This window comes from Pantoea sp. SO10, from assembly GCF_005281435.1.
In the GTDB taxonomy this organism is placed as follows: Bacteria; Pseudomonadota; Gammaproteobacteria; order Enterobacterales; family Enterobacteriaceae; genus Pantoea; species Pantoea leporis.
The window spans coordinates 513,984-527,010 of sequence record NZ_CP040096.1 but is presented as its reverse complement, the minus strand read 5'-3'; the positions used below and the strand labels follow the sequence as shown (position 1 = coordinate 527,010).

The window sequence follows — 13,027 nt, the reverse complement described above, 5'->3', positions numbered from 1 at the left end:
TGCTGACGTTGCTATGCTGCAGTTTTCAAATGGTTTTCTGTTGAGTTTGTCGTTATGCCTTGATATTGGTCTCGCCAATATCGCCATGATCACGCTGGCGATGCAGCGCGGCTATTTTCACGGTTTTTGGTTGGGGATTGGCACCTGCATTGGTGACTTAATCTATGCGGTGCTGGCGCTGGCGGGCATGGCGATGGTGTTGCAGTTCACCGCCGTGCGCTGGGCATTGTGGATTGGCGGCGGTGTGATGCTGCTGTGGTTTGCCGGGAAAATGCTGTATGCGGCGTTGCAAAAGCAGGCTGCACTGCCGGAAACCGAACAACAGCCCTATCGATCGCTGCTGCGCGAGTTCAGTCGTGGCGTGATGCTGGCGATGTCATCGCCGACGGCGATTTTGTGGTTTGCCAGCGTCGGCGGTGCGTTGATTTCCCGCATGGGACACGGCAGCGCGGCGGCAACCTCATCGTTTCTTGGCGGCTTCTTTATTGCGGGCGTAGTGTGGACCTGCGTGCTGTGCCTGGTCGGTAGCATGGGCGGTAAGCTGCTGGGGCAGCGTTTGTTAAAGTATTCCTATCTTGCTTCGGCGTTGATTTTTGTTTATTTCGCCATCTATGTGATTTGGTCGGGTTACCGGGAATTTATTCTGGTTTGATAGAAGGTCGCCATTTAATGGCGACCGCAACCAACATCACAATCCGGCAATCCGCTTCAAATCCGCTTCCGCACCTGGCGCAACCGCCAATACCTGTGCGCCTTTCAACAATCGTTCACCTTCGGTATTGAACGGGTGATACCAGCCGCCCGCTTCCTTCACCAGGCAATAACCGGCCAGGCAATCCCACGCATGCATATAGGGTTCGTAATAACCGACCACGCGCCCAGCCGCGACCCACGCCAGCATCAATGCGCCGGACCCAATGCGGATAAAATTCCCACCCGCCGCCAGCAGCGATGCGAGGATTTTTCCTACTTCATCCGGGCTGACGTGGCTGTTGGCACCAAAACCGGTGACATGATTTTGCAGCGTGCGCGACGCATCCACCTGCAAGCGCTTGCCGTTGAGCGTGGCGCCCTGACCCATCGCCGCCACGTAACACTCCTGATAAGTGGGCGCGAAAATCACGCCAATCACCGGCACGCCGTCATGCAGCACCGCCACGGACACGCACCAGTTCGGCATGCCGTTAAGGAACGGGCTGGTGCCGTCGATCGGATCGACCACCCACGTATAACCCGATGAACCTTCCTGCAATCCGTACTCTTCGCCGAGGAAACCGTCGTCGGCAAACTGCGCGCGAATTTGCTGGTCGATCATCTGCTCCACTTCGCGGTCAGCGCGCGACACCACATCCTGCAAATCGTATTTGGTCTCCACCACCAAGGTTTCACGCTGATGGAAATACTCCAGCGCCTTCGCGCCGCCGGCGCGTGCCACCTTCTCCGCCAGAATCAGGCGCGATAACAGCGGGTCATTGTCTAATTCACTCATCATCCATCCTTACATTAACCGGCAATCAGGGCCAAACCCTGAGGTTTAAAATCAATCGCGACGTTCGAGGCCAGCGGCAACTGCTGCTCCATCTCGGCATCGACAATAAACAGTGAACCCAATTCGGTGGCGACTTCATATTCGATATGGTCGCCGAGCCAGGTGCTGTGCGTCACTTCGCCGCGCAGTGCACCTGCGCCTTCTCCGCGCAGGGTGATGAATTGCGGTCGCACCGACAGCTGTGCTGCGCCGGTTTTCAGGCCGTTGCCGCGCACGCGATAGCGCTGGCTGCCGAGTCGCACCAGCGCCTCGCTGCCATCAAGCTGCTCCACTTCGCACGGCAGAATGTTAGCTTCGCCCATAAAGTCGGCGATAAACACCGAGTTCGGCGCGTGATAGAGACTTTCCGGCGCGCCCTGCTGGGCAATATCCCCCTCTTTCATGACAATAATCTTATCGGAGACCGCCAGCGCCTCTTCCTGATCGTGCGTGACGTACACCGCGGTGAAGCCGAGCCGCTGTTGCAGATCGCGGATATCGGTGCGCACCCGGCGACGCAAACGCTCATCGAGATTCGAGAGCGGTTCATCCAGCAGCAGCACCTGCGGCTCCAGCACCAGCGCGCGCGCCACCGCAATGCGCTGCTGCTGCCCGCCGGAGAGCTCAGATGGCAATCGCTGGCCCTGATGTTCGAGGCCCACCAGCTTGAGCCCTTCGCGCGCGCGGTCCTGCGCTTCACGCTTATTCATACCCGACGACTGCAAGCCATACATGATGTTGTCGAGCGCGCTCATGTGCGGGAACAGCGCGTAAGACTGAAACACCATCGCCACGTCGCGCTCATTGGCGGGCAAGTTGGTGACATCTTTGCCGCCAATCAAAATGCGCCCGGCGCTGGGATGCTCGAGCCCGGCCAGCAGGCGCAGCGTGGTGGTTTTGCCGCAGCCGGATGGACCCAGCAGCGTTACCAGCGTGCCGGGCTCCACCGTCAGCGAGAGATCGGGAATAGCATCAAAACCGGCAAAGCGTTTCGAGACGTGTTCAAACACCACAGATCCAGCGGTTACGCGTGTCATACGGCTCTCTCCTGGGTTAATGAGGTTGTTGCGGGCGGCACCGCAATATCGACCGGACGGGCCACGCGGCGCAGACGCCGTTCGCCCACCAGCCACTGGAATATGCCGATGATCAGCAGCATCACCACAATCAAGACGGTTGAGTAAGCAATCGCCACACCGTATTCGCCGTTTTCCACCAGCCCGACGATGTAAGAGGTTGCCATGTTGTATTGCGCGCTCACGAGGAAGATCACCGCACTGATTGAGGTAATGGCACGCACGAAGGCGTAGACCAGCGCGGCGCTGATGGCGGGTTTCAGCAGCGGCAGTACCACTTTGCGCAGCGTGCGGAAGCTGTTAGCCCCGAGCGTTAATGACGCTTCATCCAGACTTTTATCCAGCTGGCTCATCGCCGCGATGCCGCCGCGCACGCCAACCGGCATGTTGCGGAACACAAAGCAGGCTACCAGGATCATCGCGGTACCGGTGATCTCCAGCGGCGGCAGGTTATAGGCCATCACATAACTCACGCCGATCACCGTGCCGGGAATGGCGAAGCTCAGCATCAGCAGGAACTCGAAGGTCTGACGACCGGCAAACTTCTGCCGCACAATTAGCCATGCGGTGAGCAGGCCGACAATCGCCGTCAGCGGCGCGGCAATCAGCGCGATCTCCAGCGTGGTCCAGAACGAGTTCCATGCCACGCCGCTCCACAACAGATGCCCGTCGCTGAAGCTGACGCCGAAGGCACGCACGTAATGCTCGATGGTCAGCGCATCATTCAATCCCCACGACTGCACAAAGCCGCCGACCACAATCATGCCGTAGATCACCAGCGTGAACAGGCCCCACGGAATCACCATGCCGTATACGCCAAAGCGCAGCACGCGCGGCAGCTGCACATGTTTGCCGCCGTCGCCTTTGCCGGTGACGGTGGCGAAGTTTTTACCGCCGAGCCACCAGCGCTGCAGCACAAAGGCCGTCAGCGTGAAGCACAGCAGAATCATCGCCAGCACCGCCGCACGACTTGGATCGTTCTGCGCGCCAACTACCGAGAAGAAGATCTCAGTGGAGAGCACGCCGTGACTGCCGCCCAGCACCATCGGATTACCGAAATCGGCCATGCTTTCGATAAAGCTAATCAGGAAAGCGTTGGCTAAACCCGGCGCCATCAGCGGCAGCGAGACGCGCGTAAAGGTGCGCCAGCGATTGGCACGCAGCGTTTGTGATGCCTCTTCCAGCGACGGACTAACACCTTCCACCACGCCAATCAGCACCAGAAACGCGATCGGCGTAAACGACAGCACCTGCGCAATCCAGATGCCGGTTAAGCCATATAGCCAGCGGCCCGGCTCGATGCCAAACAGCGCCGCCAGATGTTCCGTCACTACGCCGGAGCGACCAAACAGCAGGATCAGCGCCAGACCAATGACGAATGGCGGCGTGATGATCGGCAAAATGGTCAGCATGCGCAGCGCTTTCTTAAACGGCAGCGGCGTGCGCGTAGCGGCTAAGGCAAACGCCAAACCGAGCAGCGTTGATCCGGCGGCAGTCATCAGCGCCAGCCACAACGTGCGCCATGCGGTGCCGCAGGTGCCGCCCGACAAACAGGACAAGCTCCAGATCGACGGATCCTGAATGTTGCTGATCAAGCCATCCGGTTTGAAGCTGCCGTCTACGTCCTGCACCGACACCACAAACATGCTCAGCACCGGATAGAGCACAAAGATGCTCACCAGCGCGGTAAGCAGCACCAGCGACGCCACCACAAAGGCGTCGCCTTTCATCACGCCGCGTTCGGCCAGCGCGAAAGAGAACAGCAGCAGGAAAGTGGTCAGCAACAGCAGCGCACCTGCGCCCATTGCCGGCTGGCCCGATGCGAGCGCGCCGAAGCGGTTTTCCAGCCACATCCAGCTCCAGCCGCTGTAGCCAATGGCGTGACCTTCGATGATGAGGAACAGCACGCCAAGTGCGCTGAACAGCAGCAGCAAACGGCTGCGCGCCGCGCCTGGCAGGAGGCCGCAGCCAGCGCACAGCACAAACAGCGCGATGGCGATGATGAGCCACGGATGTTCGCCCACTTGCCACAACGCAGGCGCGTTGGCGCTATCGCTCCACAGGCTGGTTAACCAGCCGCGGCTGAAGAAACCGGCTTCCAGGCTGAACCACGGCAGCAGCAGTAACGCCACTGCGCCGATGAGCAGCGCGCCTGTCAGACGACGATTATTTGCATTCATCCAATCCCCCAAAACGTCATTGCGTGCACGTATGCGTAGCGGCGCGATTTCTCGCGCGTTTTTGCTTTTCAACATTCGAACCGCATGCACCGACGAACAACGCGCAATAAATTGCGCCGCTACGGTGTGCGCAAATTCTCTTACTGCGCGCTGGCACCAATCTCTTTATCCCAACGTCCTAGTAACGCTTTACGTTTGGCCGAATCGCCGTAGGTCTTGAAGTCGTAATCGATCAATTTGATGTTCTCAAAGCGCGGCGCGTACTCTGAAATCTCCGCGTTGCGGTTCGACGGCAGCTGGAAGGATTTGGCCTCTTTCATATGCGATTGCGCTTCGGCGCTTAGCGCCCAGTCGTACCAGACTTTGGCGTTCGCGAGATTGCGCGCTCCTTTAACAATCGACATTGAGCCAATCTCATAGCCGGTGCCTTCACAGGGCGCGACGGTCTTGATCGGGAATCCGTCGACTTCCATCGCCACCGCATCATGCATAAACACAATGCCAACGGTGGTTTCGCCACGCGCCGCCGATTTCACCGGCGCCGAGCCGGATTTGGTGTACTGCGAAATATTGGCGTTGAGTTTTTTCAGGTAATCAAAGGCCTGATCTTCACCCATGATCTGCACCAGCGTCGCCAGCGTGTTGTAGGCCGTGCCCGACGAGTTCGGGTTGGCGATCTGAATTTCTCCTTTGAAGCTTGGGTCCAGCAGATCGGCCCAGCATTTCGGCTCTTTCAGCTTTTTCGACGCCAGTAATTTGGTGTTGTAACCCCAACCGAGCGCGCCGGCGTAAATGCCCACCGTGCGGTAATGGGAGTTTTCCGCCTGCTTCTGCGCCCAATCCTGCTGCTGATCGAGCAGCGGCGATTTGTACGGCTGCGTCAGCCCCTCTTCCGCCGCCTGCATATGCGGATCGCCGGTGCCCGCCCACCAGATATCAGTGCGCGGATTGCGTGCTTCGCTGCGCAGGCGTGCATAAGCTTCGCCCGCCGAGAGGCGCACCATGCTGACTTTAATATCCGGATGCGCCTTGCTGAAGATGTTGGTCATGTGCTCGCACACCACCACATCGGCGGAGCAGACCATGTTCAGATTGCCCGCCGCCGAAGCGGCAAAAGGTATGGCAGTGCAACAGAGGGATAGCGCGATGGCCATTGAGGTGACTCGCATAGTGTTCTCCTGGATTGTAGGGTTGGTGCTTCATTGGCACCTTTTCTTGCACGTGTGTGCAAAGTAGTAATGAACAAGAAATGTCCTGTCAAACACCATGCTGCGCAATTGTTAGGCGATGTCACAAAAATGCAACAAATGAGATCTTAAGCAGTTTGCACAGCTTTGCAATCTGAGGCAGACTCAGTTGCAGCCAGATTGTGAAGAGGTGTTGAACATGCAGCATGAGAAAGCGGTGGTGAGCGCGCAGGATGTCGCTGAACGCGCGGGCGTATCGCGCTCAGCGGTGTCGCGCGCGTTTACGCCGGGCGCCAGCGTGTCTCCGGCAACGCGAGAACGGGTGATGAAGGCGGCGGAAGAGTTGGGGTATCACGTCAATCATCTGGCGCGCGGTCTGGTGCGCAATCGCAGCAGCATTGTCTGCCTGATCGTCTCGGAAATCGCCACGCCCTATCGCGCCAGTCTGGTGCGCTGGCTGACGCAGTTTTTGCAGGAAGCAGGCAAAGTGGCGATGCTGATCAACACCGATCGCTCGGATAACAGCGTTTCGGCGGCATTGCAGCAGGCGATTAATTTCCGCGCCGATGCCTCAATCATTCTCTCCGGCATGCCGGATCGCACCATCACGCGCCAGTGTTACAAGCACGGCCAGCGCATCATTTTGATCAACCGCGATGAAGCGTTGCCTGGCTCGCTGAGCATCAATCTCGATGCCGAAAGCGCCGCGCAAACGGCGGTAATGGCGTTTCAGCGCGCCGGTTGTCAGCATCTGGCATTTGCCAATTCGCTGGCGGGCACGCCGAGCCTGAAAAAGCGCGAAGACACCTTTGTGCTGGCGGCCGAACGGGCGGGATTAACCGTGACCATCGAACGTTTTGGTACCACCTCTTACGAGAGTGGGCAGATTCTTGCGCACCGCTTGCTAACGCGTCATCAGCGACCGGACGGCGTGTTTTGCGTCACCGATTTGGTGGCCTGCGGCTTTATGGATGAAGCGCGCCACCGCTTTGCGCTTCGCGTGCCGGAAGATCTCTGTTTGATCGGTTACGACAACATCGCGCAGGCCGGCTGGTCATCCTACAATCTCACCACGTTTTCCCAGCCGGTTGAGCAGTTCGCGCAGGACGCGGTGAAATGGTTGATACAAACCGAGCAGGAGGAAACCGGCTTCACGCCGCAAGTTGAACAGCAGCACGACAGCCTGCTGTATCAGGCCGATGTGGTGTGGCGTGGTTCGGTGCGCGGCGGCTGACAAACATTTTTTACCACGCCGCGTAACCAATGATGCGCCGCGTCGTTTTCCAGTCGCGGATGCCACAGTTGTGACACTGTCATTTCTGGCGTGGCGAACGGCAGTTCAAACATCGCTAAGCGGGTGCTGTTTTTGATCAACGGATGATGCAGAAACAGCGAACGCGGCACCAACGCGACGAGATCCGATTCCTGCGCCAGCGCCACCGCGCTGGAGAATGCCGCTACCACCGCCGCCACCTTGCGGGTTAATCCTGCCTGCTGCAGCGCATCGTGAATCGGCCCGCCAAGCTCACCGCGCCGTGACGCCACGATATGACCAAAAGCGGCGAACTGGGTGATATCCAGCTGCTGCGTGAGCGGATGCCCGGCGCGCACCACGCCAACGAAGCGATCGCGGAACAGCGCCTGCAGGCGAATCTCCGGGCCCATATTGCCCAGGACGCCAATCTCCAGATCGATGTTGCCTTCGCGCAAATCGCGCGCGCTTTTCTCCGGCTTGGGCACAAAACTGAGCCACGCGTGCGGCGCTTGTTGCGCTACGGCAGCGATAAGCGCGCTGCCAAAGGCTTCGACGAATCCTTCATTGGTGCGCAGGGTGAAACAGCGATCTAGCTGATGCAGATTAAGCGACTGCGCCCTCGGGCTTAACACCGCACGCGCCTCGCGCACCGTGTGATGCGTGCGCTCGCGAATCGCTTCGGCATAAGGTGTCAGCACCATGTCACGTCCGGCGCGCACTAACAGCGCATCGCCGGTGGTGGCACGTAAGCGTCCCAGCGTGCGGCTCATCGCCGATTCGCTTAAGCCCAAGCGACGCGCAGCGCCAATCACGCTGCCTTCAATCAGCAGCGCATCCAAAGCAATTAACAGATTCAAATCGGCATCATTCATATGCTTTATCCTCGCCTATTGCGCACTTTGAGACAAGGCGTTTGGTGCAGGTTAATACTGCGAGTGCTGCGCGTTCCGCCTGCCCTCGCCCGGCGCTACACTCTTCTTATCGCAAACACCGAGGAGAACAACATGAAGATATTGCTGATTGGCGCATCGCGTGGCCTGGGTTTGGCACTGGCGGAAACCATGCTGCAGCGCGGTTATCAGGTGGTCGCCACCGGACGTGAAAACTCGACAGGAAATTTACAACAACTGGCCGATCGCTTCCCCGCACAGCTGACGGTGGAGAGCATGGATATCAATGAACCGGAACAGGTCCAGGCGCTGCATACGCGGCTGGCGGATCGGCAGTTCGATATGCTGTTCGTCAACGCTGGGGTGAAAAATGATGACCGCGAAACCATCGCCGATGTTTCCACCGAAGAGTTCACCCGCGTGATGGTGACTAACGCGCTAAGCCCGTTGCGGGTGATTGAAACCTTTAAAGATCGCGTTACACCCAGCGGCACTATTGCGGTGATGTCATCTGGCCAGGGCAGTTTGACCAACAACACCAACGGTAATTACGAGGTGTATCGCGGCAGCAAAGCGGCGCTGAATATGTTTATGCGCAGCTTCGCCGCACGTAGCGGCGGCGAGCGCACGCTATTGCTGATGGCACCCGGCTGGGTGCGCACCGATATGGGCGGCCCGGAAGCGCGTTTGACCATTGAAGAGAGCATTCCGAACTTGCTGAACACCATGGAAAGCTACGCTGGGCGACGCGGAATTCATTATCTGGATTATTTAGGGCGTGTGGTGCCGTGGTAAACGTGCAGGTCGCCATTTATGGCGACCTCATCAAAGCGGCTTACTCTTTATCAGCCCGCGCAGCCTCTCCCGCAGCCAGCGGCTGGCGGCATCTTCGCTGCGCGCGTTATGCCACAGCAGCGACACTTCATAATCCGGCATAGTGACCGGTACTGGCGCGGCGCTCAGGTCATACAAATCGCACCAGGATGGCACCAAACCCTGCGGCACCGTAGCGAACAGCGGCAAACGCTTAAGCAGCATCGGCAACGCGGAGAAATTTGGCGTCACATAGCGCACGCGCCGCGCCACACCTTGTTGCTGCAGCTGCCGATCCAGCACGCACAAATAGCGGATCGTCAAACATCTCGCGCAGCCGTTTTAACGCCGCGCTCACTGCCGGTTGTCCGAGATAGAGCCGATTTGCCGCTTGCGTGACACTGCGCACCTCGTACATCACCAGCAACACCACCAGCAAATTCAGGTCGATGCGCGAAAAATCATTTTCGTTGATGCTTTGCATGATTCTAATCGATTTAAATAATGATCGTGCCGCCAGTATAGTGAGGCTTCTTCGCTGCCATTAAAAAATTTAGGAGCACCTGATGACGATTCGCGTCGGCGATTGCCTGATTACCAAAGTGAGCGAACAAACCGCCGCCTTCCCGCTGGGCGTGCTGTTTACGCAACATCGCGCGGAAATGAGTGACGAATTAGCTGAGCAGCCCGCCGAAATGTCGATTCATAGCTGGGTGGTGCGCACCGGTGAACACACCATCATTATCGATACCGCCACCGGCAACGGCCGCAATCGCGATAACAAGCCATTATTTCACCAGCTGAACACGCCGTATGCCGCAAACCTCGCGCAGGCGGGCGTTGATCCGGCGGAAGTGACGCTGGTGCTGATAACGCACATTCATACCGATCACGTTGGCTGGAATACGCATCAGCGTGATGGCGAATGGCTGCCGATGTTCCCGAATGCGCGCTATATCTGCTCGGCGCGGGAACTGGCGCACTGTCAACAGAATCCGGCGGCGCAGGAGCTCTATCGCGACAGTATTCTGCCGCTGATCGGGAGCGGCCAGCTTGAGACTATCAACGTGCAGGATTCACCTTTGTTTGCTGGCGTGCTGCGCTATCTCTCCACGCCCGGTCACAGCGTTGATCATGCATCGATTGTGCTGGAAAGCGCCGGTGAATCGGCGATCTTTGCCGGCGACGTGATGCATAATGCCATTCAGTTTCAGTATCCGTACTGGAACTCACTGTTTTGCGAGGATAAAGCGCTGGCGGTCACTTCACGGCAACGGGTGGTGGACTGGTGCGCACAACATCAGGCAATCTGGTTCAGCACCCACTTTAATGGCAGCGCGTGCGGACGCGTCACGCGCGACGGACAATGGATTCCGCTGGAGAATTAACCTAATGCAATACGCTGATTATCCCACCGCTTCGATTAACGATTTACATCAGGCGCTGACCCAGCGCACGGTGAGCGCGCGCCAATTAGCTACCTTCGCGCTGCAGCGCATTGCCGAGGTGGATCAACCGCGCTACAACGCCATCACCTGGCTGTTTGCCGAACAAGCCTTAGCGGCAGCGGACGCCAGCGATGCGCGTCGTCAGCGCGGCGAGGCGGCGGGACCGCTGGAAGGTATTCCGGTTCTGATTAAAGACAATATCGAAGTGCAGGGCTGGCCAACCAGCGCCGGTTCGGTGCTGCTGCGTGAGGTTATTGCCAGCGACGATGCGCCGCTGGTTACCCGACTGAGAAAGGCAGGCGCGATTCTGATCGGCAAAACCGCCATGCATGAGCTGGCGGCGGGCATTACCGGCGCGTCGTCGTTAAGCGGATTTACCCATAATGCGTGGGTTGAAGGCCGCTCGCCGGGCGGATCGAGCAGCGGTTCCGCCGTGGCGGTCGCAGCCGGTTATGTGCCGCTGGCGATCGGCAGCGATACCGCCGGATCGGTGCGCATTCCGGCAGCGTTTAACCATCTTTTTGGCCTGCGCATGACGCGCGGTACAATCAGCACCGACGGCATTGTGCCGCTGTCGCCAACTCAGGATATTCCCGGCCCGCTGGCGCGGTCGGCGGCGGATTTACGTTTAGCGTCTGAAATTCTCAGCGGACAACAGTTTGCGGAGAGCGATGAGCCGCTGCGCATCGGCATCTGGCTGGAAGGGTTTGCTGCCGATGAAGGCGAGATTAATCAGGCGGTGCGCGCGGCGCTGGCGGATTTCGCGCCGCGTGAGGTGAGTTATCCGCAGCTGGAGACGTTGGCCGCCGACGCCAATATCATCGGCTACGAATTTGCCGCTGCGCTGGCGGCGTATCTGGCGGATAAATCGCAGGCGCAGGTCCGCACGCTGGCGGAAGTGGTGGCGTCCGGGCGCTATCATCCTCAGCTGGAAACGGTGTTTACCACGCGGGCCCAGCATCCGGGCGTTGAGAGTGAAGGTTACCGGCAGGTGCAGCAGCGTCAGCGCGATCTGTATCAGCAGCTGGCAGACTTTTTTGCCGCGCAGCAGATCAATCTGCTGGCTTATCCGGTGGTGCGCCGTGCGCCGGTTAAGCACGGTGAGATGCAGGAAGGCAGCAACGCGCTGATTTCAGCGGTGACCGGCGCACCGGCGATCAGCATTCCAGCGGGATTCAGCGCCGCAGGTTTGCCGATTGGGCTGGAGCTGCTGGCGCTGCGTGGGCGGGAAGATTTGTTGCTGAGCGCGGCGGATAAGTTTGTTTAATAGCGCCCTCACCCTGACCCTCTCCCGCCCGCGGGAGAGGGTTAGTGTGAGGGAAAACGTGCTTTACCCGTGCAACGCCAATCCCTTAATCGCCTTATCCACCGCCTTCTTCGGGCCGCGCAGCGCAATGCCGACCAGATTCAAATGATCAGCATCCTCCGCCATAAACACTTCGCGGTTCGCCGCATCGTGACCGGTGGAAAACATCGCTTCCACGTAAGGAATAATGGTTAACTCGCGCTCCAGTCCCTGGCGGTGCGCACGCTGTAAACCGGCTAAATCCCCGGCAAACACCAGCATCGGCTGTCCCGCCATGTTGCCGTATTGTCGCGCTTTGGCATCAACATAGGGTTCGCCCATCATCTCGGGGGCGGCGGACGCCACGCCGGTAGCGAGGAACGCCACCACATTCAGGCGCTGCCAGGTGGCTAAATCATCACGTACGATCAGGGCGATTTTGGTATCAAACATCTGCAACAACTCTCCAATGACAACGAAAACCTCATCATCTAAGAGCAGGCGGGGAAGCGTATAGAACGTTTGTGCACTGACGTTGATAAGCGGCGGGCGTCATGCGATAGGCGCGCTGGAACCAACGGCCCAAATGACTTTGATCGGCAAATCCTACCTGCGCCGCCACCTGCACCGGCTCAATGCCCTGCGCCAGCAACGTGCGCGCGCTGCGCAAACGCAAACGCACCAGATAGGCATGTGGCGATTGGCCGAACGCCTGTTTGAACTGGCGCGTGAGGCGAAATCGATCAATGCCGGAAAGGCGCGACAGCTCATCCAGACCAATATCCTGCGCCATAAAATCGTGCAGATAGTCGCGCAGCAGCTGCATCTGACGCATCGCTTCGCTGTGCTGCAGGCTGGGTTTGGTATCCAGATGGCGTGACAGCAGGGTGAGCAAATGATCGAGGCTTTGATCGCGCGCCAACCGCCCTTCGCCCTGATGTACGGCAAACCAGGCTTGCTGAATGGCGCTGGCTAACAGCGCATCGTCAGTCAACGTGTGGCGGAAAGCGCCTTCGATATTCGATACATCGCCCAAGCCGCGACGCTGCATCATTTCCGCCACCCAGCTTTGCGGCAGATAGAGCATCACGTAGGTGAAACCCTCGGCGTCCGGCGCATGGCCATCATGTACCGCACCCGGTTCAATCAGAATCGCCCGGCCCGGCGTGCTGGTGTGCAGCGAACGGTGGCAGTTGAAGCGCTGTAAACCTTGTTGCGTCACGCCCACCAGCAGTTCGTCGTGATCGTGCGGATCGTAAGCGTGTCCGCGAAAGTGCGCGTTGACGCTTTCAATTCCGGTCTCATCATCACGACGAAAATCAACCCAATCATTATTGGCTGGCATAGGCAATCTCTGGCAAAGAC

At 58.7% G+C, this 13,027-nt stretch carries 12 protein-coding genes and 1 pseudogene; 5 read left to right on the top strand and 8 right to left on the bottom strand.

Features of this window, described 5'->3' with window-relative positions; genetic code table 11:
* The first annotated feature begins 13 nt into the window (after positions 1-13).
* On the top strand, positions 14-652 hold the full coding sequence (locus FCN45_RS21935; protein ID WP_137387264.1) for a LysE family translocator: 639 nt from the start codon (positions 14-16) through the stop codon (positions 650-652).
* 36 nt (positions 653-688) lie between these two features.
* Here the strand turns inward: FCN45_RS21935 and FCN45_RS21930 are convergent, their stop codons facing one another.
* The 4 genes from FCN45_RS21930 to FCN45_RS21915 form a co-directional block, all read right to left on the bottom strand.
* On the bottom strand, positions 689-1,489 hold the full coding sequence (locus FCN45_RS21930) for an inositol monophosphatase family protein (RefSeq protein WP_101761717.1): 801 nt from the start codon (positions 1,487-1,489) through the stop codon (positions 689-691).
* Between the two features lie 14 nt (positions 1,490-1,503).
* Positions 1,504-2,565, bottom strand: coding sequence for an ABC transporter ATP-binding protein (locus FCN45_RS21925; protein ID WP_061719127.1), 1,062 nt, complete (start codon positions 2,563-2,565; stop codon positions 1,504-1,506).
* A complete protein-coding gene (locus FCN45_RS21920) occupies positions 2,562-4,784 on the bottom strand; it encodes an iron ABC transporter permease (RefSeq protein ID WP_137387263.1) in 2,223 nt (740 codons plus the stop codon). Before FCN45_RS21920 ends, FCN45_RS21925 begins: the two co-directional genes overlap by 4 nt.
* 140 nt (positions 4,785-4,924) lie before the next feature.
* Positions 4,925-5,953 carry an ABC transporter substrate-binding protein gene (locus FCN45_RS21915; protein WP_101761718.1) on the bottom strand — a complete coding sequence of 343 codons (1,029 nt, stop codon included), beginning with the start codon at positions 5,951-5,953 and terminating at the stop codon, positions 4,925-4,927.
* Positions 5,954-6,170: 217 nt separating this feature from the next.
* On the opposite strand from FCN45_RS21915, the gene FCN45_RS21910 reads away from it, so the two are divergent.
* Positions 6,171-7,205, top strand: coding sequence for a LacI family DNA-binding transcriptional regulator (locus FCN45_RS21910; protein ID WP_110866755.1), 1,035 nt, complete (start codon positions 6,171-6,173; stop codon positions 7,203-7,205).
* Here the strand turns inward: FCN45_RS21910 and FCN45_RS21905 are convergent.
* A complete protein-coding gene (locus FCN45_RS21905; protein WP_137387262.1) occupies positions 7,163-8,098 on the bottom strand; it encodes a LysR family transcriptional regulator in 936 nt (311 codons plus the stop codon). The genes FCN45_RS21910 and FCN45_RS21905 overlap by 43 nt on opposite strands.
* Positions 8,099-8,230: 132 nt before the next feature.
* Between FCN45_RS21905 and FCN45_RS21900 the strand changes: the two genes are divergently transcribed.
* Entirely contained in the window at positions 8,231-8,911 is a 681-nt protein-coding gene (locus FCN45_RS21900) for an SDR family NAD(P)-dependent oxidoreductase (RefSeq protein WP_137387261.1), read from the top strand.
* 30 nt (positions 8,912-8,941) lie between these two features.
* Here the strand turns inward: FCN45_RS21900 and FCN45_RS21895 are convergent.
* A pseudogene (locus tag FCN45_RS21895) lies at positions 8,942-9,413 on the bottom strand (LysR family transcriptional regulator).
* A gap of 82 nt (positions 9,414-9,495) precedes the next feature.
* On the opposite strand from FCN45_RS21895, the gene FCN45_RS21885 reads away from it, so the two are divergent.
* A complete protein-coding gene (locus tag FCN45_RS21885) occupies positions 9,496-10,317 on the top strand; it encodes an MBL fold metallo-hydrolase (RefSeq protein ID WP_137387259.1) in 822 nt (273 codons plus the stop codon).
* A gap of 4 nt (positions 10,318-10,321) precedes the next feature.
* The gene (locus FCN45_RS21880; protein ID WP_137387258.1) at positions 10,322-11,644 is read left to right on the top strand and encodes an amidase; all 1,323 of its coding nucleotides are present in this window, start codon (positions 10,322-10,324) and stop codon (positions 11,642-11,644) included.
* Positions 11,645-11,707: 63 nt separating this feature from the next.
* Here FCN45_RS21880 and FCN45_RS21875 read toward each other — a convergent pair whose 3' ends face one another.
* Both FCN45_RS21875 and FCN45_RS21870 read right to left on the bottom strand, forming a co-directional pair.
* Positions 11,708-12,115, bottom strand: coding sequence for a DUF2000 family protein (locus tag FCN45_RS21875; RefSeq protein WP_101761723.1), 408 nt, complete (start codon positions 12,113-12,115; stop codon positions 11,708-11,710).
* A gap of 34 nt (positions 12,116-12,149) precedes the next feature.
* Positions 12,150-13,007 (bottom strand): AraC family transcriptional regulator, encoded by an 858-nt coding sequence (locus tag FCN45_RS21870; protein ID WP_137387257.1) that lies wholly within the window; start codon positions 13,005-13,007, stop codon positions 12,150-12,152.
* Positions 13,008-13,027 lie beyond the last annotated feature (20 nt).

What these genes read in the sequence shown, in the direction of transcription:
- FCN45_RS21935 (WP_137387264.1), top strand. Translation starts at nt 14, where the DNA reads ATGCTGCAGTTTTCAAATGGTTTTCTGTTGAGTTTGTCGTTATGCCTT.
- FCN45_RS21930 (WP_101761717.1), bottom strand. Translation starts at nt 1,489, where the DNA reads ATGAGTGAATTAGACAATGACCCGCTGTTATCGCGCCTGATTCTGGCG.
- FCN45_RS21925 (WP_061719127.1), bottom strand. Translation starts at nt 2,565, where the DNA reads ATGACACGCGTAACCGCTGGATCTGTGGTGTTTGAACACGTCTCGAAA.
- FCN45_RS21920 (WP_137387263.1), bottom strand. Translation starts at nt 4,784, where the DNA reads ATGAATGCAAATAATCGTCGTCTGACAGGCGCGCTGCTCATCGGCGCA.
- FCN45_RS21915 (WP_101761718.1), bottom strand. Translation starts at nt 5,953, where the DNA reads ATGCGAGTCACCTCAATGGCCATCGCGCTATCCCTCTGTTGCACTGCC.
- FCN45_RS21910 (WP_110866755.1), top strand. Translation starts at nt 6,171, where the DNA reads ATGCAGCATGAGAAAGCGGTGGTGAGCGCGCAGGATGTCGCTGAACGC.
- FCN45_RS21905 (WP_137387262.1), bottom strand. Translation starts at nt 8,098, where the DNA reads ATGAATGATGCCGATTTGAATCTGTTAATTGCTTTGGATGCGCTGCTG.
- FCN45_RS21900 (WP_137387261.1), top strand. Translation starts at nt 8,231, where the DNA reads ATGAAGATATTGCTGATTGGCGCATCGCGTGGCCTGGGTTTGGCACTG.
- FCN45_RS21885 (WP_137387259.1), top strand. Translation starts at nt 9,496, where the DNA reads ATGACGATTCGCGTCGGCGATTGCCTGATTACCAAAGTGAGCGAACAA.
- FCN45_RS21880 (WP_137387258.1), top strand. Translation starts at nt 10,322, where the DNA reads ATGCAATACGCTGATTATCCCACCGCTTCGATTAACGATTTACATCAG.
- FCN45_RS21875 (WP_101761723.1), bottom strand. Translation starts at nt 12,115, where the DNA reads ATGTTTGATACCAAAATCGCCCTGATCGTACGTGATGATTTAGCCACC.
- FCN45_RS21870 (WP_137387257.1), bottom strand. Translation starts at nt 13,007, where the DNA reads ATGCCAGCCAATAATGATTGGGTTGATTTTCGTCGTGATGATGAGACC.